The 24,388-nt window shown below is 38.8% G+C and carries 22 protein-coding genes and 1 other annotated feature; of the genes, 5 read left to right on the top strand and 17 right to left on the bottom strand.

Translation table 11 applies throughout. The annotated features are described in order from the left end of the window. Window positions 1–101: 101 nt before the first annotated feature. From LC455_RS12095 to LC455_RS12050, 10 genes are all read right to left on the bottom strand, one after another. Entirely contained in the window at window positions 102–914 is an 813-nt protein-coding gene (locus tag LC455_RS12095) for a hypothetical protein (RefSeq protein WP_223591154.1), read from the bottom strand. Beyond that, window positions 911–1,744 (bottom strand): PilN domain-containing protein, encoded by an 834-nt coding sequence (locus LC455_RS12090; protein WP_223591153.1) that lies wholly within the window; start codon window positions 1,742–1,744, stop codon window positions 911–913. The genes LC455_RS12095 and LC455_RS12090 overlap by 4 nt, the downstream gene beginning before the upstream one ends. After that, window positions 1,741–2,736, bottom strand: a complete 996-nt coding sequence (gene pilM / locus LC455_RS12085) for a type IV pilus biogenesis protein PilM (protein WP_223591152.1) — start codon at window positions 2,734–2,736, stop codon at window positions 1,741–1,743. Before pilM ends, LC455_RS12090 begins: the two co-directional genes overlap by 4 nt. Before the next feature lie 25 nt (window positions 2,737–2,761). Beyond that, window positions 2,762–3,508, bottom strand: a complete 747-nt coding sequence (locus LC455_RS12080; protein ID WP_223591151.1) for a prepilin peptidase — start codon at window positions 3,506–3,508, stop codon at window positions 2,762–2,764. After that, window positions 3,508–3,969: a prepilin-type N-terminal cleavage/methylation domain-containing protein gene (locus LC455_RS31680; protein ID WP_317851430.1), complete on the bottom strand. Its 462-nt coding sequence runs from the start codon at window positions 3,967–3,969 to the stop codon at window positions 3,508–3,510. The genes LC455_RS12080 and LC455_RS31680 overlap by 1 nt, the downstream gene beginning before the upstream one ends. A gap of 142 nt (window positions 3,970–4,111) precedes the next feature. Further along, a complete protein-coding gene (locus tag LC455_RS12070; protein ID WP_223591150.1) occupies window positions 4,112–5,317 on the bottom strand; it encodes a type II secretion system F family protein in 1,206 nt (401 codons plus the stop codon). Further along, window positions 5,310–6,359, bottom strand: coding sequence for a type IV pilus twitching motility protein PilT (locus LC455_RS12065; RefSeq protein WP_223591149.1), 1,050 nt, complete (start codon window positions 6,357–6,359; stop codon window positions 5,310–5,312). The genes LC455_RS12070 and LC455_RS12065 overlap by 8 nt, the downstream gene beginning before the upstream one ends. Before the next feature lie 12 nt (window positions 6,360–6,371). Further along, on the bottom strand, window positions 6,372–8,066 hold the full coding sequence (locus LC455_RS12060) for a GspE/PulE family protein (RefSeq protein ID WP_223591148.1): 1,695 nt from the start codon (window positions 8,064–8,066) through the stop codon (window positions 6,372–6,374). After that, entirely contained in the window at window positions 8,050–9,363 is a 1,314-nt protein-coding gene (locus tag LC455_RS12055) for a G5 domain-containing protein (RefSeq protein WP_223591146.1), read from the bottom strand. The genes LC455_RS12060 and LC455_RS12055 overlap by 17 nt, the downstream gene beginning before the upstream one ends. A gap of 23 nt (window positions 9,364–9,386) precedes the next feature. Next, window positions 9,387–10,163, bottom strand: coding sequence for a hypothetical protein (locus LC455_RS12050; RefSeq protein WP_223591144.1), 777 nt, complete (start codon window positions 10,161–10,163; stop codon window positions 9,387–9,389). Window positions 10,164–10,428: 265 nt separating this feature from the next. Here LC455_RS12050 and LC455_RS12045 point away from each other — a divergent pair, with 265 nt between their 5' ends. From LC455_RS12045 to LC455_RS12035, 3 genes are read left to right on the top strand one after another with little or no spacing between them, the layout of a single operon-like run. Next, window positions 10,429–10,884 (top strand): type IV pilus modification PilV family protein, encoded by a 456-nt coding sequence (locus LC455_RS12045; RefSeq protein WP_223591142.1) that lies wholly within the window; start codon window positions 10,429–10,431, stop codon window positions 10,882–10,884. Window positions 10,885–10,895: 11 nt separating this feature from the next. After that, the gene (locus tag LC455_RS12040) at window positions 10,896–11,360 is read left to right on the top strand and encodes a PulJ/GspJ family protein (protein ID WP_223591141.1); all 465 of its coding nucleotides are present in this window, start codon (window positions 10,896–10,898) and stop codon (window positions 11,358–11,360) included. After that, a complete protein-coding gene (locus LC455_RS12035; protein WP_223591140.1) occupies window positions 11,357–12,550 on the top strand; it encodes a hypothetical protein in 1,194 nt (397 codons plus the stop codon). The genes LC455_RS12040 and LC455_RS12035 overlap by 4 nt, the downstream gene beginning before the upstream one ends. Window positions 12,551–12,594: 44 nt before the next feature. Here LC455_RS12035 and LC455_RS12030 read toward each other — a convergent pair whose 3' ends face one another. The 4 genes from LC455_RS12030 to LC455_RS12015 form a co-directional block, all read right to left on the bottom strand. Continuing rightward, window positions 12,595–14,310 (bottom strand): sensor domain-containing diguanylate cyclase, encoded by a 1,716-nt coding sequence (locus LC455_RS12030; protein WP_223591139.1) that lies wholly within the window; start codon window positions 14,308–14,310, stop codon window positions 12,595–12,597. A gap of 71 nt (window positions 14,311–14,381) precedes the next feature. Beyond that, a complete protein-coding gene (locus LC455_RS12025; RefSeq protein WP_223591138.1) occupies window positions 14,382–15,713 on the bottom strand; it encodes a bifunctional folylpolyglutamate synthase/dihydrofolate synthase in 1,332 nt (443 codons plus the stop codon). Between the two features lie 72 nt (window positions 15,714–15,785). Further along, a complete protein-coding gene (locus LC455_RS12020) occupies window positions 15,786–18,428 on the bottom strand; it encodes a valine--tRNA ligase (RefSeq protein ID WP_223591137.1) in 2,643 nt (880 codons plus the stop codon). A 46-nt stretch (window positions 18,429–18,474) separates the two neighbouring features. Then, window positions 18,475–18,708: a binding site (T-box leader), on the bottom strand. A 111-nt stretch (window positions 18,709–18,819) separates the two neighbouring features. Further along, complete coding sequence (locus LC455_RS12015; RefSeq protein ID WP_223591136.1) at window positions 18,820–20,139, bottom strand: O-antigen ligase family protein; 1,320 nt, start codon at window positions 20,137–20,139, stop codon at window positions 18,820–18,822. A gap of 203 nt (window positions 20,140–20,342) precedes the next feature. Here LC455_RS12015 and LC455_RS12010 point away from each other — a divergent pair, with 203 nt between their 5' ends. Continuing rightward, window positions 20,343–20,534 carry a hypothetical protein gene (locus LC455_RS12010; protein WP_223591134.1) on the top strand — a complete coding sequence of 64 codons (192 nt, stop codon included), beginning with the start codon at window positions 20,343–20,345 and terminating at the stop codon, window positions 20,532–20,534. Window positions 20,535–20,553: 19 nt separating this feature from the next. Here the strand turns inward: LC455_RS12010 and ysxE are convergent, their stop codons facing one another. After that, window positions 20,554–21,588, bottom strand: coding sequence for a spore coat protein YsxE (gene ysxE, locus LC455_RS12005; protein WP_223591132.1), 1,035 nt, complete (start codon window positions 21,586–21,588; stop codon window positions 20,554–20,556). A 91-nt stretch (window positions 21,589–21,679) separates the two neighbouring features. After that, window positions 21,680–22,789 (bottom strand): stage VI sporulation protein D, encoded by a 1,110-nt coding sequence (spoVID, locus tag LC455_RS12000; protein WP_223591130.1) that lies wholly within the window; start codon window positions 22,787–22,789, stop codon window positions 21,680–21,682. A 74-nt stretch (window positions 22,790–22,863) separates the two neighbouring features. On the opposite strand from spoVID, the gene LC455_RS11995 reads away from it, so the two are divergent. Further along, window positions 22,864–23,004, top strand: coding sequence for a hypothetical protein (locus tag LC455_RS11995; RefSeq protein ID WP_223591128.1), 141 nt, complete (start codon window positions 22,864–22,866; stop codon window positions 23,002–23,004). Window positions 23,005–23,091: 87 nt separating this feature from the next. Here the strand turns inward: LC455_RS11995 and hemL are convergent, their stop codons facing one another. Then, window positions 23,092–24,378 (bottom strand): glutamate-1-semialdehyde 2,1-aminomutase, encoded by a 1,287-nt coding sequence (gene hemL / locus LC455_RS11990; RefSeq protein WP_223591126.1) that lies wholly within the window; start codon window positions 24,376–24,378, stop codon window positions 23,092–23,094. Between the last annotated feature and the right edge of the window lie 10 nt (window positions 24,379–24,388).

The raw sequence follows: 24,388 nt of genomic DNA, 5'->3' as shown, positions 1-24,388 counted from the left end.
AGTTTCATCCTATCATAGGGGCAAAAAAAAATAACAAGACTTTTGTCGTCTTGTTATCGTAGAGTTTCGCCAAATTATTGGTTCATTCGCTAACTTGTTCATTAAGGCTGAGTTGCTGCCGTAGCAGGAAACTGGGTTAATGGATTTTCTTTACCCGCCGGTGCCGGTGCATCGATTTTAGGCAGCTGTGCTGCAAGGTCTGTTAATGTTGGCATGTAGAAGGCAGAAATGGTAAGCGAATAGCTTAAAGGTTTATTTTCTTGATCAAGAGTTGTGACCTCTTCTCCGCCTGTATAATTGATTGCCTCCACTACCACAATTCGCGGCAATGATTCCAATGTTTCGATGAATTTTTCTAAATCTGTATAGGTTTGAGATTCAACTTGAAGCTGAACAGTCAGTTTTTTAAGGCCGCTAGGAGCAGTAGCTGCTGGTTGTTGGGTTGCAGCTTGATTGCCTGTCCCTTGAGCAGTTGTCGGTTGATTTTGAGTACCCTGATTTGTGGTACTTTGATTTTGTCCTGCAGCCTGATTCGTTCCTGAATTTGCTGCAGGAGTCTCAGTAGCTGGCGGCGTCACATCAGCATCTTTTGCAAAACCCATGGATTTAATTTGACTATTAGAAACAGTTTCTGCTTTTTCTAAATCCAAAAGAACTTGTTCCTGAAGTGGCATAACTGGAAGCTGCTTTTGCAGTTCACTTGTGTTTTCAGGTTCTGTCTTTTGGGAGTCAGTCTTTTTCTTCTCCGTCATTTCTAACAGTTTTTGCTCAGTCTGTAGTTCTTGCTCCTTAGACGCTAAATCTGATTTCAAAGGTGTGAGCGAAAGGAACTGGGCATAGACGAATACCAGTATGATTAATAGGGATCCGCCACCCACGATTATTTTGTCTAGTTTTGATAGGCGGGACTTCATGAGCCAGTCCCCCCTTCAGCCTTCTTCTTGCTCAAATCCGTTTTGATAACATCTTTATTAAACTTAATTTCAAATTGACCAAGATACCTTGGAAGAATATTTTTATCAGGTTGTGCATTTGTGCCAGTGGCAGCAGTAGCTGAATTGGTTGCAGTATTCGTTGTTGTATTAGTTGTTGAATTTGTTGTACTTGTTTGACCTGCAGCTGTCGTACTCTGATTAGTAGTAGCTGCAGCGTTTGTATTAGTTGTATTTTGAGTAGCAGTCGTAGTTGTAGCTGTGTTTTGACCGCTAGTATTAGTCGCAGTATTTTGACCAGTAGTTTGTGCAGTTGCTGCAGTCGTTTCCTTTTTCTCGACAGCACTTAAGGAGTTAAGGCTGGCATCGGCAATCCATGAAGATTCTTTTAAGTTCTCCAGAAAATAGGCAGCCTCTCTTGCGCTGTCAAATTGGACACTAAGTGTTACCGTCCCTGCTTCTGTATAGGCAAAGGACTGAATAAACCCGCGCTCTGGCAATAGAGATGTCAGATGTCTCATTACCGGGATGGTTTGAATTGGGTAGTTTTTCACCCATTCAACAGCAGATTTCAATAATCCTGCAGAAGAAGCTACTTGTGCTTGATTGGCATTTTGTTGTTGCTTATCAGCAAGCTTCTTTGTCACTGCAATTTGACTATCAACAGCTTCCACATCACTTTTGACGGATTGAATCTGCCAAAGGTAAACACCGCCAATGAGAACTAATGCCGCAACGATGGATGATAAATAGATAATATTGAATTTTTTGGGCTCTTTTTGAGGAAGCAGATTAATTTCTACAAGCATCATTGCACCTCTTTTAAAGCAAGACCTAAAGGCAGTAATAAATTATTCGGTACACTAACCGGTTTACTGTTTGCTTCCTTTTCGAAATTAATTAATTCCACAGGAATTTCAAATCTTTCTTTCATTTCATCAAAAATAGCCATTAGCATTGGATGGTCGCCATTTAATAAAAACTTGGTGACATCCTGCTTTTCACTATTAAGTGAATAACGATAAAAATCCAATAACTTGTTTATTTCTTTAAAAATATCTTCAAATTGCACAACCAATTCTTCCGGTTCGCCTGTGTATTTGCAAACCATTAATTGTAACGCATCTCGGGAAATTTCCCATTTATCGAAATCAAACGGCAAAGCGAAATGACGCATGACTAACGGTACCGTTTCATCAAAGATGCATAAATTGACGCTGGTCAGATCAAATTGGACAGTGAAAAGAACTTCATCCGAGCTTGCCTGCCCTAAATGGTAGTACAAACGATATAAGGAAAGCGGAGAAATATCAGCCGCAACTGGATTTAATTTGAGGCTGTTGAGTAAATCAACATACTCCATAACATTCTGCTCCGGAGCAGCAAATAATAATAAATCCTTTGTTTTACCGTTATCCGGAAGTGAGTAATAATCAAATACCGGTTCCTCGAAAGGTAAATGTATACTAGAACCCAGCTCTAAATAAAGATACCCCTTAATCTCATCTTCCTGCACATCTGCTGGGATAGAGACTTTCCGTATAATAACAAGCGGATCTGGAACTATAAAACGAATCGCACGTCTACGGATTTTCCATTCTTCGATACATTCCTCAAGAATGCTTGAGAGTGAATCAATGTCGACGATTTTTCCATCCGTAATGATTCCAGGCGGCAAAAAACGCTCATTCCACCTTTGCGGTATAGGGGGATTCGCTTGTTTCAATTCTAAGAAGCGAATCGAGTGATCATTTATTACCAGGTTGATTATTCGATTTTTAGTAGAAAAGAGGGAAAATGCCATATCATGAACCCCTTATAAAAAATTCCTATAAAAGAATTTGAAAGTATAAATCTATTAGATCCAAACCCCAAAAATAAGCTGTCAATGTACCGGCTGCAATGAATGGGCCGAATGGAATCGGTTCGCGTTTTTCTACGATTTTAAATAGCTGGGCTAATCCGCCTATAACAGCTCCATACAGTGTAGAAAGGAAAAAAGATAATAAGACCAGTTTAAATCCTAATACGAGTCCGAGCAGGGCATAGAGTTTCACATCGCCGAAGCCCATCCCGCCTTTGCTGACAATCATGATGGTAAACAGTAATAAAAACCCAGTGACAGCACCGAGCACACTATCCCACCATGGGTCTAAAGGCATAATAATTCGTTCCAATAAAAAAATCCCTGCAAACCAAATTAAAATTTTATCAGGGATGATCATATAATGAATATCGGAAACGATGATAATCATAAACAATGAAATTAACGTTAAGGCAACGAATAATTCTCCAGACCATCCAACCAAGTATGGTGCCGCTGCAAACAAGATTCCTGTAAGCAGTTCAAAAAATGGATAGATAGGAGAAATCCGCGACTGACAGCCGCGGCATTTCCCCTTTTGAAGCATATATGATAAAACCGGAATTAGTTCTAATGGTGTAAGCTGATGTCCGCAAGTTGGACATGCTGATCTTGGTTTTACGATTGATTTCTTTAATGGCACCCTTAGGCCTACCACGTTAAAGAAGGAGCCTAGGAGTATACCATATAAAAACATAATTGCAATAAACATTAGTTACTATAGTTTATTAATTCATTTTCAGAAGCATCGGTGCCAGCGTCTGAACCATCAGCTAAGGCAGCAGCTGCATGTCCAGATAATGAATAGGTGTACTTACCTGAGGTGGTATTATAAGTTACAGTAACTACAAAACTAGTATCTTTAACATGATCTAAGTAATCTTTTAGAGATATATCAGTACCTGCTCCAGTAGTAGTATTTAATGTACCAGTCCCATTATAATTTAATGTAACATTTTTGGCAGCAGCATTGTCAGCAACATACATCTTTGCGGCATTAATAATTTGTAAACCTTCTTGCACTGTAGCTTTCTGATCTGATTTTTTAATAACATTTCCGATAGCAGGAATCGCAATCGCAGCAATAATCCCTAAAATAACGATAACTGCAAGTAATTCAATTAGGGTAAAACCTTTTTGTTCTTTCATTTTTAACTTTAACGCTTGTACCATTTTACCGCTCCCTCTGGTTCTATGAACCTAGTAATATTTCTCTATGAGTATACAATAAATGACAGTATTCGAAAAGAGTTTTTTATCATTTTTTGTCTCAAAAATTGGATTTTTGTAACAATTAACTAAAAATTTGCAAATCTTAGCTCATTTGGTCGAACATCGAGAACATTGGCATCATAATCGATAGGACAATAACCCCGACAATACCTGCTAAAAAGACAATCATGATTGGCTCAATCAGGGACTTTAGTCTATCTGTTCCAGCTTCGACTTCTTTTTCATAGAATTCAGCAATTTTTGATAGCATTGCGTCTAATGCCCCAGTTCCTTCCCCAATGGATATCATTTGCGTTACAAGAGGAGGAAAGGCCCAGTGATCATTCATTGGCTCAGTCATTGATCGGCCTTTCTCAAGAGAGTCTCTTGATTCACGAATGACCTTTGAAATTACTTCATTCTCTACGACTTTTTCCACGATGGCCATAGATTGCAGGATTGGAACTGAACTAGAAAATAACGTGCTAAGTGTTCTCATCATTCTGGCTAGTTGTGCTTTTTGCATCATTTTACCGAATATAGGCATCCTTAAGAGTGCATAATCTAGATAGTATTTTGTCTGCTTATTTTTTTTCATGAAGGTAAAACCAAGATAAATTGCAATGAATAATAGTAAAACAACCCACCAAAATGATTTCATAAATTCGCTAGAGGATAAGACAAACTTCGTTATTCCAGGCAACTCTGCATTCATGTCTTTAAACATAGTTACAAATTTAGGGACTACCCCAACAAGCAAGAAGATAACAGCACAAATTGCAATAATTCCGATTACAAGCGGATAAGTCAGCGCCGAAACCACTTTTTGCCTTGTATGATGCTGTTTTTCAAAATCTGTCGCGAGACGTTCTAGTGTTTCATCCATATTCCCGCTAACTTCTCCAGCCTTAACCATGTTGATAAACATGGAATTAAATACTTTGGTATGTTTCGATACTGCCTCAGAAAAAGGGTTACCCTCGCGAAGTTCCTGCTCCACATCCAGTAAAATCCTTTTTAAGGCTTTACTTTCTGTTTGAGCTGCGAGAACTGATGTAGCTTCAACGATGGTTACCCCGGCCTTAAGCAATGTGGCGAATTGTCTAATATATATAACAAAATCCTGAAGCTTAACTGGATTACCAATTGTTAATTCCATTGTCATTAGGGTTTCAGGGACTTCCTTCATTTCAACAACCCGAACGCCATCTTCTTTTAGCTTCATCATTGCTTCTCGTCTGGAAGCCGCTGTTACAGTGCCCTGTTTTTTTCCTCGTTTGTCACGACCAGAATATTTAAACCTAGGCATCCTGCATCATCTTTTCGTGGAGGTATTTTGTCGCTGCTTCTTGCTGAATTAAATTACGGTCAAGCAAGTCGCGAATACTCATTTCTAGCGTATGCATTCCCTGGGCACGGGAAGTTTGCATTGTGCTTGAAATTTGGTGAATTTTTTCACTTCGGATCAGGTTGGCAATGGCCGGATTGTTAACTAAAATCTCTGTTGCTGCCTTTCTGCCTTTTTTATCGGCAGTAGGAAATAGTCGTTGTGAAATTACTCCTACTAAAACGGATGCGAGCTGCACCCGAATCTGAGGCTGCTGCGCTGGCGGAAATACGTCGATGATCCGGTTAATGGTTGACGGCGCACTCGATGTATGAAGGGTACCAAGCACTAAGTGCCCAGTTTCCGCAGCCGTAATGGCTATACCAATTGTTTCTAAGTCACGCATCTCCCCAACAAGAATAACATCAGGGTCTTGGCGAAGCGCTCCTTTTAAACCATTGGCATATGATTTGGTGTCAAAACCAACCTCACGCTGGTCTATAATCGAATTACCATGTTTATGAAGGTATTCGATCGGGTCTTCAAGTGTAATGATATGCTTACGCATCGTCCGGTTCATATAATCAATCATCGATGCAAGTGTCGTTGACTTTCCGCTTCCAGTAGGTCCAGTTACAAGTATTAATCCTTGTGGCTTTTCCATTAGCTTCGGAATGATTTCAGGCAAATCTAAGTCTTCGATTGTAGGTGTTTTCGAAGCAACGACACGAAGTGCAAGGGCAACGCTTTTCCGTTGATGATAGGCATTAACACGGAAACGCGACACCCCAGGAATACCATAAGAAAAATCCAGCTCTCCCTTTTCCTTAAACAGGTCATACATGTTTTCAGGGACAATTGCTTTTGCAATCGCCTCTGTATCGGCAGGCAAAAGCATGTCCTTCCCATAACGCTTAATATCCCCATTGATACGGAATACTGGGGGAACCCCAACTGTTAAATGGATATCAGAAGCTTTAAATTCAAGTGCGGCACGTAAAATATTATCGATTCTTTCTTTCATCTGTTCAAACTCCTACTCCAGAATAGCTACACGTAATACTTCTTCTGTTGTTGTTAAGCCTTGTTTCACTTTTAATAAGCCATCATCAATCAAGAAGATTGTTTTGTTTTTAATCGCATGTTCTTTTAGCTTTTGAAAGGAATTATCATTCATAATGACTCGACGCATGTCGTCATTAAGCACTAAAACTTCATGAAGAGCTACCCTTCCTTTATAACCTGTCATATTGCAAGAAGGGCATCCCTTTCCTCGCAAAACCTTTTCAATCTTCAGCCCGCGTCTTGCGAAAATATTTTTTTCTCTCATGGAAGGTTCTTGAACTTCGGCACAATCCTTACATACCTTTCGAACCAACCGTTGGGCAACAATCCCGCTTAATGAGGAAGCAAGCAGAAATGGTTCGACACCCATATCAACCAGACGTGTTACGGTCCCTAAAGAATCATTGGTGTGCAAAGTACTTAAAACTAAATGCCCAGTTAAAGAGGCACGGATCGCAATTTCAGCTGTTTCTTTATCACGAATCTCACCGACCATGATAATATTCGGATCCTGACGTAAGATAGATCGAAGTCCGGCTGCAAACGTCATCCCGACATTTGTGTTTACCTGGATTTGATTTATGCCTTCCAATTGGTATTCCACCGGATCTTCAATCGTGATGATATTAACTTCTTCACTGTTCAGTTTATTTAGGGCCGCATACAGAGTCGAGGATTTCCCTGAACCAGTTGGTCCGGTTATAAGTACAATTCCGGTCGGCTGCTCAATCATGTCATTGAACCTTTTAAAATTCAATGTATTAAAGCCAATCTTATTTATATCATTTAATGCAGCACCCATATCCAATATACGCATTACAATTTTTTCACCGTATACGGTCGGCAATGTCGAAACACGAAGATCGATAGGGTGAAAATCAAGGTGAAGTTTAATCCGGCCATCTTGTGGAATACGGTGCTCAGTGATATCGAGATTCGACATAATTTTAATTCTAGCTGTTAACACACTCAGCATTTGGCGTGGTAATACACGGTCTGTTCTTAGTACGCCATCTACTCTGTATCGGACAACAATTTTCGTTTCCTGGGGGTCAATATGAATATCACTAGCCTTTTGGATGACGGCATTAGTTAGGATTTGATTGACGAGACGAACGATCGGCGAGTCTTGGTTAGTAACATCTTCATCCCTGCCGCGCTCACTTGGGGAAAAGTCATCGAAAAGCTCCTCTAAGCCTTCATCATCGTCATAATATTTATTAATCGTTCGTAATATATCGTCTTTTGTTGCAATCGCTGTTTCAATTTGAAAACCGGTGGATAACCGTAAGTCGTCGATGATGATAAAATCCATCGGATTTACCATTGCTACAAATAGCTTGTTGCCCTCTTTTTTTAGCGGAACAATTAAATTCCGTTTGGCTGTATCCTTCGAAATGATCGAAAAGAGATTTGTATCAAATGGATATTGAAAAAGGTTTACATGCGGAATACCAAGCTGTCGTTCGAGCACTTCTGCTAATTGTTGATCGGTTATATATCCCTTTTGCAGCAATACTTCACCAAGTTTTTGGTTGGATCCCTTTTCATCCAAAGCCGATTCTAACTGTTCAACGGTGATGATTCCTTCTTCTAACAATAAATCACCAAGACGAGTTCTAGTTTGCTTCTTTTTATTTAACTCAACACTATTTCGGCTGTTCATTCGGCTTCCCCCAAAGGTTATCAACATCAGAATCTGGTTGTGTTGTGTCAGATGTTGAAGTAGTTTGACTTCCATCAGGATTCGTTTGAGTAGCAGCATTCACTGTGCTGTTAGTTTGGCTGGCAGCAGCAGATGAAGTTCCTTGCAGTGTTCCACTTAAAGCATGAACTTCAACACGATAAATTGGCGGGTAATATTCCTCAGATATAAGTTCACTTTTTAGGTATTGTTCACCTTGATATATATCACGGTATACTTTTAAGGAAATTCCATCAGTCCCAGCAGCTTTAACCATGGTTTTACCCGCTTTTAGAAGTGGACTGTATTGGACTATTGTTTTTGGCTTTAATTGCTGTTGGTCTTTTTTAGAAACTTTATAATTGTAAAGTAGTTTCTCGCCCTTTAGGCTAACTTTTAATAAATTGTCTTCTAATAATAGCTGTATTGTATAGGCAGATTTATTTGGATTGGCAATCACTAAATCAGTCTTCTGTGCAGGGCTTACTCTTGCATCAAATCCGAGTTCTGCATATGCAGGGATGGTTCTGCTAATATTTCGATCAACTATTGTAAAGTTCGTTGGCAAAACTGTTTGATATAAACCTGTAGCCAGCATACTAAGCGCTTCGGAATTCTCAATCTTTTGATTCTTAGCAAAATCCAAAAGGGAAAAAGTAGCTCCTTCTGCAATTTTGATTTCAGGGCTTTTCTTCACGATTGTCTGAAGTTCTGCAGGTATATCCGTTAATTTTAGAACTGCTTCACTAACAATAAAATCTTTTTTACCTCCAAGGGAATAATCATTATAAAGATTGAAGGTAAAAGATCCTATTTGAAACTTTGAAGCAGTTGTTTCTAAATTCGTTTTCAGCTTGTTTAGGTCAATTTCTTTACTATTGAGCTGCGGGAAAAGAATATGAATCTGATCCTCGACATCAGATTGGTTTAAACTAATATAAACTGGGTTTTGCTGACCGTCTTTAATTGAATTAACCGTTGTCTCTGTATCTAAACTTAAAAGGTTTAAGTCAAAAGGAACACTCATCTCACTATATTGCAATTCAAACTTTGTAGCTTTCAGCCATTCAACATATTTTTCTTCTAGCAAACTAGCTGCTTCACCATCCGTTTTTCCGGAAATATCTAAACTTCCGATTGCCGTTCCTTCGGAGTATTTTCCATCTGCGTTACCTAATTTTTCGAAAGCCTGTGCTCCAAAGTGTGAAAAACTAAAAATAAACGCTGTACCGAAAAAAAGCACTATAAAAAGCTTGATAAACTGTTGGTTTTTCCTCATCCATACTCCCGCTTTCTTTCAAATTACTTTTGCAATTGGTCAGTTTTTTTCAGTTGGCTTTCCTCTTGTTCTTTTTCAATGGAAGCGGCCGTTTCTTTCATTGCAAAAAATAACTCTTCCAAGTCGTTTTCATCATCAAAAAGGATGTTTTTTTCTTCTGACTTTTCCTCTTTAATTTCCTCAGATAAATCGTATTCTTTGGATGTAGTCGGTTCAATTGTTTCTTCGAATAATAAACTTTCAATATCCGCTAAATATCCATCTTCCGGTTCAATATCTTCATTAGTTTCAACTAATTGAATTTCAGGGCGCTCATCCATAAACGAAATTTCTTCAACACCTATATCCGCTAATTCATCATTTTCTTCTAACATTTGAGGTTGTAATTCAAGAGAGTCTTCATAGATATTTTCAAGTTTTTCAGTTGAAGGGGCAGTGATATTGATTTCACCTAAATCAATCATGTCTAAATCTGTAGAATTTTCTGGTTGTTTAACCATGTCAAATGATTTAGGACTTTCGTCTTCGTAATCATCTTCAATAGAATCTATTTCTTGACTATAAAAAACGGCAGCAAGACGGCTGTTCATGATATAAGCCGTAATTAAGACTAATAAAAAAATCATTAATGCCGACTGCCATAACGGGAAAGAAGTAACTGCTCCAAGACCTCCAAGGGCCAATACAAAACTAGCTAAAACCAAATAAATCTTCCCTCTTAACGTGAAACCAATAGGTAAAAAAGCTATAATTAACATCAAAACCAACATGGCTCCAAAGGCCCAAACAATCATTCCCATCCCTTTTCTTCCTTTCTAGTCGCCTTACTTTTATACTATTAAACTACAATTTTTTTGAAATTATCCTAGATTTAATTATTTTATGCAAAAATTAGACAAAAATCGCCTACTAAATATTGTATAATATTTTCATGTAGTTTAAAAGACGGAAAACTTTTATAGGTATTAATTACTGACATTTGTTAAATTTTATCTTATAAATTCGTTAAAATGATTCTATTAAACTATGAATTGAACAATTTCTCCCTGAAGGGATTTGATTAAAATGGATTTTAAGAAAAATGAAAAAGGATTAACATTAATAGAGGTTCTTGTTTCAATTGTTATTTTAGCAATGGTCCTATTAACAACTATGAGTTTTTTCCCACAAATGGGATTTGTGAATAAGCAAAATCAAGATAAGACTCAAGCCATTAATGTTGCGAAAGAAGTCCTGATTAACTGGCAGGAATCAAGTGATGTGAAATGGTTCCTTGTTAAATCAGACCGTGTCACCGGCTTTACCTCTACAGATCCAAAGGTCGCATACAATGCCTTTACCTATGACTCAACCTATTATTATTTTGATGCAACTAAAGATATTTACAACGTTAAAATAAAAATTAAAAAATCTCCTGAAACGAGTTCAAGATTATCAAGTGTAAATTATATTGTTGTCCAGATGTTAAATAAAAAAAATAACAATGTCGTTAGTGAAACGTTTGGATATGTTAAAAGATAGGAGTGAAATGATTGAAGCGTGATGAAAGTGGATTAACACTAGTTGAGGTGTTAGCTACATTAGCAATATTCTCTATGGTCGCTGTTATTATTTGGAGTGTTTTCTTTCAAGGATTTAATTTTTCGGAAAAAGCGATTTCGAAGAATTTTATGCTGCAAGAATCCAATATATTAGTAACTAATTTAAAAAGAGTTCATCAGAAACTTATCAAATATGAGATCAAAAGTGAAAATTGTTCAATAAAGGTTACAGATTTAACTACTTCTTCGCAGGTACAAGAGTTCAATCACCCGAGTATTTGTTTTAAAATACTAGAGATTAATAATGTAACTGGTTCAGGCCCTAAAACCATTGAACCCAATAAAAACGCAAATGATATTTCTTTAAAAATTAGTGTGAGTGATAAAAATAATTCAGCAAATAGTATCACCATTAATACATTTCTCTACCGAGTGAAGGGTGTTGATTATCAATGATTTCAAAGAATGAAAATGGCTATGCACTTGTAACGGTATTAATCGTAATAGTTGTGTTTATGATTATTTCTCTTTCCTTCATGGGTCAAGCCTTCAGCAGTACCAAGCAAAATCAAGTAGTAGAGAAAAAGTCTCGATCTGTTGCTGCAGCAGAAATGGGAATTTCCTATTATCAAGTTGAAATTCAAAGAACTTTTGAATCGAAACAGCAGTATGTAAGTGACTATATTAGAGCAAACCCGGCGCTTAGAACTAACTTTAAAAGGGAAGCAGCCGTCAAAATGGCAGATGAGCTGCAAAAGACAACAATCGCTACACCTGCTAATGTTCCTTATTCTATGAAGAATTATGTGGTTATCCCTGATCCTAACACAAGTTCAAATAAAGTAAAAATTAGTTTTAATGTAGTTGGCACAGATAACATGAAGGAATCTACTCTTTATGCGCAAATGAGTATAGACTTTGATTCCATTGTTAATCAAGCAGCGGAAGAAAACATTACAGAAAATGCTCTTCCGACTTATACGAATGTTTCACTACCCCCATCCGGATGTAATACGTTAGATTGTACGAATGTTTATATAAATGGAAATGGAAGTTTTGATGGAAATAACAATATTAAGGATAACCAAACCATTTTTACCACTGGATCATTAACTCTCGATGGAATTGGTAATGAAAATAATATAACCAATGTCAAAATTCATGCCGATGGTCAAATCAACATTGGCAAGAACATGAATAGTGCAGCCAATATTATAATTGAAACAAAAGATAGTGCATCCTTTATGCAAAATGTAAAAATAAGCGGATCATCAAAAATACTTGTTAATAAATCCTTATACGTGAATCAAAATTTAGAGCTTGCAGATAATTCATTTGTATTTGTAGGCGGAACTGGTGTACCATCAACTGATAAGGCAGCAACGGTTGATAATAATTTAAATATTCTCACCTCTTCAAAAATGTGTGTAAAAGGAGATTTATCCGCTAAAAGTATATCTGTTGATTCGAACAGCAAGTTATATGTTCTAGGAACAGTTTGGGAAAGTGGAGTGAAGAGAACTAATTATACAGTTACTAGTGACACGTTTCTCAAAGAGTGTGGAATGGAAGTACCGGTTGATTTCAAAATCAAATGGGGAGATAACGTTAATACCCTCATCAATAATGTGGATTATACTAATTAACCTACAAAAAAAGAGGTGTGACCCAAGTTGGTCACACCTCTTTTTTAACACGAAGAATACTCTGCCACCCGATTCCTACCAGCTCTCTTCGCTCCCACATATAATGCTCTGTCAGCATGTCGAATCAATGCTAATGGATCTTCAGCATCTTCAGGAGCGGTTGCAACACCAATAGAAGCAGTTATCATTACTTGCTGTTGATTGTAATCTAAAGACTGCCGAAGGATAAAAGGCCTGTTCGCTATCGATTGCCTAATATGCTCGGCCATTTGATAGGCTTCGATTTTTGTGGAATCTGGCAATAAGACTACAAATTCTTCTCCACCATAACGAGCAACTGTCCCGCTACCTCCTACCAATTCACTAATTCTACTAGCAAGCTCACGCAGGATTTCATTTCCACTTTGATGTCCATATGTATCATTTACCTGTTTAAAATGGTCGATATCAAGAATAATTAACGATAACGCCTTACGCGCAAATCGGGTCATTTTTTCAAATTCTTCATTCAACAGGTTTTCAAAATAACGATAATTGTATAATTTCGTTAAGGAACAGCGCTCACTTTGCATTTTCGTCAACTCATAGTGCTTGGCATTTTCCATTGCAACAGAAAAATAGGAACAAAGGATATCAATGATCATAAGTTGAAATTTTTCATAGGCACGTCTCCGCCTTGATGCTAACAGTAAAACCCCTATCACCCTTCTATTTCTGATAATGGGAACACATAATATACTTTCTGCATCTCCGGGAATATAACCAGTTGATATTCCTTGCCATTCAAATCTTGCCGAATAAAGATAGGCCTTTTGTTTTGCCCAGCTTCTGCCGCTGATCCCTTCATTTTTTTTCAATGCTGGCAAATCATTGGACAATTCTTTCCCAGCTTCCATCCGACGAATTAATATTAATTCATCTTCTTTTGCTTCCAAAATGTAGGCATAGTCGACCGGGAGCATTTCTCCGAGCTTTTGAATAAATAGGTCAATAACATCATTCATCTGCAGACGTTCGGCCATTTGATGACCAATTTCTGCTGCCTTTTGTAAGTACTCATTTATTTTTTCACTTGAATAATAGAGATTAAAAATGATTGATAAGCTGACAAATGGTACCCCCACAAATAACAATGCAAATAACCCAACCTGGTTATAGAGGATATACAAAACAAAACCGATTGGGAATGTAATGAATGTTGTAATCGTCTCAACAAAGAAATCCTTCCCAAAATAAGGCTCTTTGCTTTTATAGATAAAGTAAAGATTAAACGAAATAATTATTTGATTAATCAGATAATTTAATAGCGCATACAAAATCCCCAGCCATAATGAGTGGGTATCCTCAGCTAGAATAGGGCCTGTCTGACCTCCTAGGGCATAATAAATGATACCGCTATAATAGGAAACAAGAAAAAACATGATCAAATTAAGGGGTAAGCGAAATAATTGACCTTTGCGGAGAATCTTGAGCTTTAATAGTAAAACAATGACGGCTACTTGCGCAAAGACCATTTCCACAAATAAGCCATACCTTAAAAAGGTAGCCAGTGCCACCCATTGGATTAAGAAAATAAACATCTCGTTAATGACAATAGGCATTGAGGCCACAACAGATGTTAATAGTAAAAAAGCTAATAAATCTACCCAATGACCAGATAGATGAGGAGGATAGGATTCATACGTATACCACAGTCCTGTCGGAACTAATAAGAGCCAAACGATAAAAATGACCCTTTTCATTTGCGGGTTTACTTGCATCTTTCTCCCCCTCCCCATGTGAATATTATTAATTCAAGATAAATTAATTTTAACAAATTATAGGAGGCTTGTCATAACGAAATCGTCAAATTTTTCAAATTTTTCAAATTTTTACATATAAATGGTTTTGCTTCTGAAATAAAATAAAGAGACCCAGTCACGACCATCAAGCTATTTTCTTGAAGATTTTGCATCTCTTCTACTATATAAGATTTCCAGTTGTCAACAGCCACTTTGTTTTGTGATTGGGAGATGTTCAGCAAATCCTTCGCATCGGCGGCTCGCGGGAAATCAAAGCTGACAAAGGAAATTTGATTCGCGATGGAATCGAGCTTGGCGATCATTTTATCGAGCTTCTTATCCTTTAACGCGGCAAAAATAATATGGATATCTCGATCTGCATATCTAGAAGATAATTCATGAACTAATGCCGTAATTCCTTCATCATTATGGGCTCCATCGATAATCACCAGTGGATTTTCCGAAAGGATTTCAAATCTTCCCGGCCAGTAGGCCGATTTTAATCCGCTCCTGATAGCTTGCTCAGAAATGTTGAATGAGCTTACTTGATTCAAAAATTGTGCCGCACAAACAGCTAGAGCAGCATTTTCCGTTTGGTGCTCGCCAATCATGCTGATTTCGAGATGGTCCAAGTTGTTTGTTTGGGTTTGTAAATTAAAAACTTCGCCTTTTGTGAGCGATGTATGAGAGCTTATGGAAAATTCCTGATTTAAGCGATAAATGGATGCTTCCTTCTTTTCAGCCTGCTCCTCAATCACTTTTAATGCACCTGGATGTTTTACTGCTGTAAAAATAGGTGTCTTCTCTTTAATAATTCCTGCCTTTTCAAAAGCAATTTCCTCGTAAGAATTTCCGAGAATATTTGTGTGGTCGAGCCCAATGTTTGTAATGATCGAAGCTAACGGTTGAATAATATTGGTGGAATCAAACCGTCCCCCTAGACCTACTTCAAACAGAACAATATCAACCTTATTCATATTGGCAAAATAATAGAAGGACATGGCTGTGATTACTTCAAATTCCGTTGGACCACCCAGTTCCGTTTCCTCTAATTCATCTGCTAATGGAAGGATGATATTGGATAAATCCAGGATTTCTTGATCGCTTACCTGCTTTCCGTTCACACTGATTCTTTCGTTAAATTGTTCAATATAGGGAGAAGTAAATGTACCCACAGTATAACCGGCTGCTTCTAGAATCGACCGTAAAAAGGTTACGGTTGAACCCTTTCCATTTGTCCCGCCAATATGGACAGCCTTGATTTTATTTTCAGGATGGTCGAGCCTTTCCATCATCCATTCCATTCGTTTTAACCCCGGTTTAATGCCAAGTCTCAACCTGCCATGAATCCAGTCCAATGCTTCTTGATATGTAGTAAACATTCTTGACACTCCATCTATTTAGTCTTGTAATAAAGGCGAGACGAATCCAAATTGGATTCGTCTCTTTATTGTTTAACCTTTTAATTCTTTAATACGCGCCTCGACAATGCTTCTCTTTTCAAGATAATCATTTTCCTTAGCACGTTCTTCAACTATTACACTTTCAGGAGCTTTTTTGATAAAGCCTTCATTACTTAATTTCTTCTGAACTCGTTCTACTTCTTTGTTTAGTCTTTCGTATTCTTTTTGTAGACGAGCAATTTCTTCATCGATATTAATTAAGCCTTCAAGCGGCAAGATAATTTCAAGCCCTGTAATAACCGCTGTCATCGCTTTTTCCGGAGATTGAACCTCGGTGCCCATTGTTAATTCTTCTGGATTACAGAAGCGTTCAATGTAGCTGCGGTTCTTTTCGATGGATTTTAAAATCTTTTCATCTTTTGCTTTAACAAGCATTTTAATTTTCTTGCTTAATGGTGTATTCACTTCTGCACGAATATTCCGTACTGAGCGGATCATTTCCATTAACAGCTTCATTTCTCCGGCTGCTTCGTCATCAGAAAGCTCGGGCTTCACCTCAGGCCATTTTGCTGTTGTAATCGATTCACCAGCGTGTGGAAGGTTTTGCCAAATTTCTTCGGTGATAAACGGCATGAAGGGATGTAATAAACGCATCGTATTGTCTAATACATAGGCAAGAATCGAACGAGTCGTTTTCTTCGCCGCTTCATCTTCACCATACAGTGGAAGCTTCGCCATTTCGATATACCAATCACAGAAGTCATCCCAGATAAAGTTGTAAAGAGCACGGCCCACTTCACCGAATTCATAGCGCTCTGATAGTCTTGTTACATGTTCAATCGTTTCATTTAAGCGAGTTAAAATCCACTTATCAGCAACTGATTTTTCACCGCTGAAATCAATTTCCTCGTAAGTCATGCCGTCCATATTCATTAACGCAAAGCGGGAGGCATTCCAAATTTTATTGGCAAAATTCCAAGTTGCTTCAACCTTTTCAGTGCTATAACGTAAATCCTGACCTGGAGATGTTCCAGTTGATAAGAAATAACGTAAGGAATCTGCCCCGTACTTATCGATTACATCCATTGGGTCAACGCCGTTTCCAAGTGATTTACTCATTTTCCGGCCTTGCTCATCACGAACGAGACCGTGGATGAGTACATCTTTAAATGGACGCTCGCCAGTAAATTCGATGCTTTGGAAAATCATCCGTGATACCCAGAAGAAAATAATATCATAACCGGTTACTAAAACGTCTGTTGGGAAGAAACGCTTGAAATCAGCGGCTTCCGTATCAGGCCAGCCCATTGTTGAAAATGGCCATAATGCTGAACTGAACCAAGTATCTAAAACGTCTTTGTCCTGTTCCCAATTTTCACTGTCTGCAGGTGCTTCATGTCCTACATATACCTCACCAGTCTCTTTGTGATACCAAGCTGGGATCCGGTGTCCCCACCAAAGCTGTCTTGAAATACACCAGTCACGGATATTTTCCATCCAGTGCAGGTATGTTTTTTCAAAACGATCCGGAACGAAATTTACTTTGTTTTCTTTGCTTTGAAGAGCAATCGCCTCATCCGCTAGCGGCTGCATTTTAACAAACCATTGTGTTGAAAGGTATGGCTCAACAACCGCACCGCTCCGTTCAGAGTGACCAACAGAATGGAGGTGATCTTCAATTTTGAATAGAACGCCTTGTTCTTGAAGGTCTTTCACAATTTGCTTACGGCATTCAAAACGGTCTAAACCTTGATACTTACCAGCCTTCTCGTTCATGGAGCCGTCTTCGTTCATAACCAGGACACGCTCAAGATTGTGACGGTTGCCAAGCTCAAAGTCATTCGGGTCATGTGCAGGTGTAATTTTAACTGCCCCAGAACCGAATTCCATATCAACATAATCATCACCCACGATTGGAATTTCACGGCCGACGATTGGCAAGATAACGGTTTTTCCGATTAAATGCTTGTAGCGCTCGTCTTCTGGATGAACGGCAACCGCAGTATCACCAAGCATGGTTTCAGGACGGGTTGTTGCAACTTCGATATGTCCAGAACCATCTGCCAATGGATATTTCATGTGGTAGAAAGCGCCTTGAACATCTTTGTAAATAACTTCAATATCAGATAAAGCTGTTTTCGTGGATGGATCCCAGTTAATGATATATTCGCCGCGGTAAATGAGTCCTTTTTTATAAAGGGTTACAAATACCTCACGAACTGCCGCGGATAAGCCTTCATCAAGAGTGAAACGCTCGCGTGAATAGTCTAGGCCTAGACCAAGTTTTGCCCACTGCTGGCGGATATGGGAAGCATACTCTTCTTTCCATTTCCACGTTTCTTCTACAAACTTTTCCCTTCCTAAATCATAGCGGCTTTTACCTTCGCTGCGCAGCTTTTCTTCAACCTTGGCCTGTGTCGCAATTCCAGCGTGGTCCATACCGGGCAGCCAAAGAACGTCATAGCCCTGCATTCTTTTCATTCGAGTAATGATATCCTGTAAAGTAGTATCCCATGCATGGCCTAAGTGCAGTCTGCCTGTTACGTTTGGCGGCGGGATTACGATTGTATATGGCTGTTTGCCTTCATCATTTAATGCTTCAAAAAACTTTCCTTGTAACCACCATTCATAACGACCTTTTTCAATCGATTGCGGGTCGTATTTGGTTGGCATCGTTAATTCTTTTGTTTCCATTTGAAACGTCCTCCTTCTTTTTCCAATAAAAAAACCCCATTCGTCATAAAAGGACGAATGGAGTTGCTTCGCGGTACCACCTTTTTTCCAATCAAATTCATGATTGGCACTTAACTGGATAACGGATTTCATCCGTCTTCAACTACTGGGGTCTAATGACCTTTTCGCAGAAGAAGCTCTTGGGCGACGTTCGGATGTTCCACTTAGGAAATCTTTCAGCTAATGATTTCCCTCTCTTGAAGCAGGCTGGCATCGTACTCTTCCCTGTCTTTGCTTAGCTAATTAAATTATATAGTAATACTACCGAAAAAAAGGGTTTCACGTCAATCATGATTGCCGATTTTTTTATTATTTATACTTTATGTGCAGCAGACGAAATTGATTGTATTTATTATGCACTTTTTTCAGTTACTTCTTCAAATGAGTGTACTGCATTTGCATTTTTAAGAATATATTCCGATTTGGCCATGGTGATGCCTAGGATAGCCCAAAAAATCGGCGCGACCGGAACGGTACTAATATTAAAAAATGCTTGTACGAGATAGCCAATGATGGTCGCAATTAACCCGGAAAGAATTAGTTTTTCATTTCCCTCTGCTTGTCTAACAGCTTTGAAAGCCCTCCTAAAAATGACAAATATGAAAAGCAAGTACGTCAAGAGTGCTGGTGTGCCTAATGTAATGGCAATCTGCAAATATTCATTATGGGCTTTATCAACTGTAATATTGGGAGTGCCAAAAAATTCTTGCAGTTCCTCGGGAGATGCTTTGAAAACAAATTCAAAAGTGTCAGGACCGGATCCAACCCAAAAATACTTTGGAACAAGCGGCAACGATTTTTCCCAGATAAAAAAACGGGATGAACCTTCATGGCCGGTACTTTTATTGGAAGCAACACTATAGGTATCTGTAACGACTGAGTTTATCCGGTTAAAATATTGGCCATTTTCTGTAATATTAATTCCAAAAAGCAATAGTCCTAATGTGATTAATAAGGAAGTCCATCTTTTCCAAAGATATTTTCTTTTTAGGACAACAAGTAGGGAAAGAAAAACAGCTCCGCAAAAAACGCCGACATAACCGCTTCTAGTACTCGAAAAAATAAGAGCAATAAAGCCTAAACTTGAGGCAATAAAATATAACGATAATAACTTTTTATTTTTTTCCGTTAAGTACATCATCATCGAGATTAGCAATATTAATACAAGATACGATCCGAAAAAGTTAGGATTATCAAAAAAGGTATAAGTTCCAGTATAACCGCGCATTGCGCTGTTTCTCGGCAAGAAATCTAAAGAATAATGCTGAAGTATTCCATACAGAGAAACAATCATTGAGACAATGGCTATGCCAGGAAAAACTATATTTACTTTCTTTAAGTCTACTAACTTATAGGAAAAAAGGAAAACACTGCAATAAGAAAAGAAGGTAACAAGTCCTTCCTTGCGATCGATTGAGCCATAAACCGAGCTATATGTATAATTTGAAAAAGCAGTTGAAAGCTCCACTAATGATAAAAATGCTAATAATATATAGATGGCTTTGGATTCATCTTTTGCTGGTAATAAAGTACGATGTTTTCGTTTAAAAATAATAAACAGCCAGGCAGCGACCACAAAAAGATACAAGTAATTTGTCTTTGAGGTTGTGTAATAGGGGTCTATTCCCCACGGATAAATCATTAACGGAAACAAAACGATAAACCAAAACATTTTTAATAATTACTCCCTTATGTCAAAAGTCTCTGAAAAAATATTCCTATATAACTGGTAAATTATTTACTCTTAATTATTCCATTTCCTAATAAACTATTCAATCTGAATTTTTCATGAAAATGATTTATTTTAGGGGAATACGTTGTGGGTTTGGAATATACATAAAATAAATGTCATAAAAGTAAGGGGAGGTTTACCAGGTGAAAGGAAATTTCAACAAAATTAAATACCAACCCTGGTTTAGAACGTGCCGGAGAATATGCGGGCAATTTATTGTCCCTTTTGTGATATTTCAATTTATCCGAACGCTGATACTGCCTACAGTCTTTGACGTTTTATTATTAGCGGTTTTTATCGCGATTGCGATTTCCATCTATTTTGACGTAGTTTAAGGAGCCCACTATGCAGTTTTCACTGCTGCTGGGCTCCTTCTTTTGCTTTTTGCTGGGCTTCGATTTCCGACATTCTCATCACGACATACTCTGAGTTTTTCAAATGCCAGTATCGCTGCTGCAGCTTTCGGACGAATTTCAACTCGTTTTTCGGCCGCTGCTTTCGATAATATTTTTCAGCCATTTGGATAATTGGAGTTGGATAAGCCAAATAGCTGTAGAATAACAATTTTTCATCTGCTTTAAACGGAAAATATTTATAATAATGATAAATCCAATCGATGACATCATCGCTGCGCTTTGGGCTGGTATTTAAGGCGCGGGATAAATAAGGCAAAAGATCATGAATCGGCGAACCATAGCGGGCATTTTCAAAGTTCATAAAATAGCCGTAGCCCCGTTCATCGTATAGAAAATGTTCAGATGAAAATTTCCCGTGGGTAATCACCATTCGGGCCTTATCGTTTTCTTTATTCCCCTCATACCATTCTTCAAATTTTGTTTTCGAAAATCTAAGTGCCTGGTTTATTTCATTGTAATACAGGCAATAAAGCAATTCGAATGGCGACATATAGGTCTTCTTTTCGCATTCATCCACGAACCCATCGAGGAATTCCTGATGTTTTTCGTATTGTTGAATCGTCTTTTCATAATGTTCATTTCGTTCTTCTTTGCTTATCGTGATTTCTTTAGCGGAAAGGGTATGAAGTCTGGCCAGTTCACGGAAAAGCTGGTGATTCTTTTGCTGACGATCTTCTCGGTGATCATCTGGCATCCATGGCATTAGATAATAAAGGTTATTTTCGTGGAGGACAGCATACCTGCCATCCATCGTCGGATAAATCGGGACGATGCGATTATAGCCTTTTTGATAAAGAAGATGAACGTGACGAATGAAATCGGTTCCGGTTGTAGGGGCAATTTTTTTTAGTGCGAAAGTGCCTTTGTTGGAATAGATTTTTTGAACAGGTCCAAAATCCTCAACAAAATAAGGCTCTACAAGGTAATTTTGTAAAATAGGCGATATTTCTTCTAATCTGCTGGAGTCACTCATGAGAACTCATCTCTCTTTCTTCGAAAAACAGAAGCACTGATAAATGAAGGTGAGCAGGTTAGAAAACCCGCTCAACTTCTTTTTGAAAAAATTATTTTTTAGCTAGTGTTGCCGGGATGTATAATACCTGGCCTTCATAAACATCTTGATTCAGTTCCAGCTGGTTGACGCGGAGGAGATTGCTGATGGACACATCGTAGCGTTCTGCCAGACTGTCTACGGTATCCCCTTTTTGAACGATACACATCTTTAATCTCGCTTGTTCTGCTCCCTCGTCCTTCCGGGCAAAAAATTCTGTTAATGTCATGCTTTTCTTTTTAATCGGCAGCTTTTTCTTTAACTTATGGACTATATTATCTGATGAAGAGGAGGAGCTTTCTTCTTCCACTGAAACTTCTTCTTCCTCTTCTTTGACTTCCACTTTTTGAACTGGCTCTTTTTCAACGACAACTTTCTCTTCTTCTACAACCGCCTTTTTCTCCCCACCTCTTGCTTCTTGGAAGTTCCAGGCAGGCTGATAGTTTTCTTCTTCCTCTTCTTGATAGAAGTTTTGCTGCGGCTGATAATTGAAGGTTGGGAATTTCGGTAAAACGTCAACACTTTCTTCTTCAAGCGGTTTCCTTGCTTCTGTTTCAAACAAGAAGCTGTCTTGATAATTGTTTTGGAACGCAGCCTGGATGGATTCTACTTCATCCTCTTCGGTTTCGGAGCGGTGAAGTACCTCAAATTCAGGCTCTGCTGCTTCAATTACCTCCTCCTCCTGCTGCTCAGTTCCGTAAAGGCCGCTGATTGTCAGCTCAGCTGAAAGCTTCAGGCAGCTGCGCTCTGGGAGGGAGTAGTCAAATGATTCAACGAGGACATCAATATCATAGATACTTTGAATCCGATTGTTTGGAATGGTGATATCGACTGGGAATCGATGTGAAAATTCACAGGTTTCTTCCCCTTCGCGTTCTGCCACTCGCTCGACAAATTTTTGAGAGGTAAACCCTTCTTCTTCACTTACTTCGCTTTCTTCGTAACTTTTATATTCGCCGGTGAGTTCCAACGAACCTCTTATGGTTACGTACTGATCGTTTTCCTGGATGGTGATGTCCGGGTCTAGAGAAATGGAGATAAGCTCTTCGACTTCCTGTCCTTTTCTAAACCACAGCGACTCCTCCAAGGAAAATCGCAGACACGATTGATTCTCCTGGGACAAAGCGACTCCTCCTTTCGTTTCCTTCACGCAAAATCACTATGTCACTTACACTCTATGAACCAAGTGGATTTTTTATGATAAAAAAGCGATTTGTCTGTGAAAAAGAATCGTGGAATGGGGTTGGAGTGAGTCGATTTGCTGATTGGAGGATGGTATCCGCTGATTGGGATGCGTTATCCGCTGATTGGAATGTGTTATCCGCCAATAGAAGCTGATTTCCGCTGATTGGAGCTCGTTATCCGCTGATTAACTTAGCTAACTAAAAAAGCACCCACCAAACAAGGTGGGTGCCATAAACCATATTATTTAAGCTTAGAGAATGCAATCTCTGCAGCTTGAATCGTTTTTTCAATATCTTCGTCGGAATGCTCAGTAGATAAGAACAATCCTTCAAATTGTGATGGTGGAAGGAAGATGCCCTGGTCTGCCATTTCACGATAATACGCTGCAAAGAATTCTAAGTTAGAAGTTTTTGCTTTTTCATAATTGATAACCTCTTCATTTGTAAAGAAGAAACCAATCATCGAACCAGCGCGGTTGAATGAAATTGGAATATCATATTTTTCAGCCGCTGCCTTAAAGCCTTTTTCCAGAAGGTCTCCCTTGCGGATAAACTCCTCATAGTGCTCTGGAGTTAACTGGCTTAATGTTTCAAAGCCGGCTGTCATGGCAAGCGGGTTACCGGACAAGGTTCCAGCTTGGTAAATCGGACCAGATGGGGCGATGCGTTCCATAATCTCCGCTCTGCCGCCGTATGCTCCAACAGGAAGGCCGCCGCCGATTACTTTACCTAAACAAGTAATATCAGGAGTAATGTTGAAATAACCTTGGGCACAGTTATAGCCCACCCGGAATCCAGTCATAACTTCATCAAAAATAAGCAGTGAGCCGTTCGCCGAAGTAATCTCACGAAGACCTTCTAAGAAGCCAGGAAGCGGCGGAACAAGTCCCATATTACCGGCAACTGGCTCAACGATGATACAAGCGATATCCTCACCGAATTGTTCAAACGCATATCGTACGCCTTCAAGATCGTTATAAGCGACAGTAATGGTATTGGAGGCTACGCCCTCAGGCACCCCTGGGCTGTCTGGCAATCCGAGCGTTGCTACACCAGAACCAGCTTTAATCAATAATGAATCGCCATGGCCATGATAGCAGCCTTCGAACTTTAAAATCTTGTTGCGTCCAGTGTAGCCGCGGGCTAAACGAAGCGCACTCATCGTTGCTTCCGTGCCAGATGAAACCATGCGAACCACTTCGATTGAAGGTACACGTTCAATCACAAGCTTCGCCAGTTCGTTTTCCATTAAGGTTGGAGCACCATAACTTGTACCTAATTCAGCTACTTTTTTAAGTCCTTCCACCACTCGGTCGTTGGTGTGGCCGAGGATAAGCGGACCCCAGGAAAGGACGTAATCAATATATTCATTGCCATCAATATCATAAATTTTAGAGCCTTTCCCCCGCTCCATGAAAATCGGATCCATATTCACTGATTTAAAGGCGCGGACCGGGCTGTTGACACCGCCTGGCATTAGTTTTTGGGCTTCTTTAAATGCTTCAATCGATTTTGTATACGAACGCATCTTTTTCCCT

The organism is Neobacillus bataviensis (assembly GCF_019969725.1).
The sequence above is the reverse complement of the archived record's forward strand: the minus strand, read 5'-3'. Positions and strand labels throughout refer to the sequence as shown.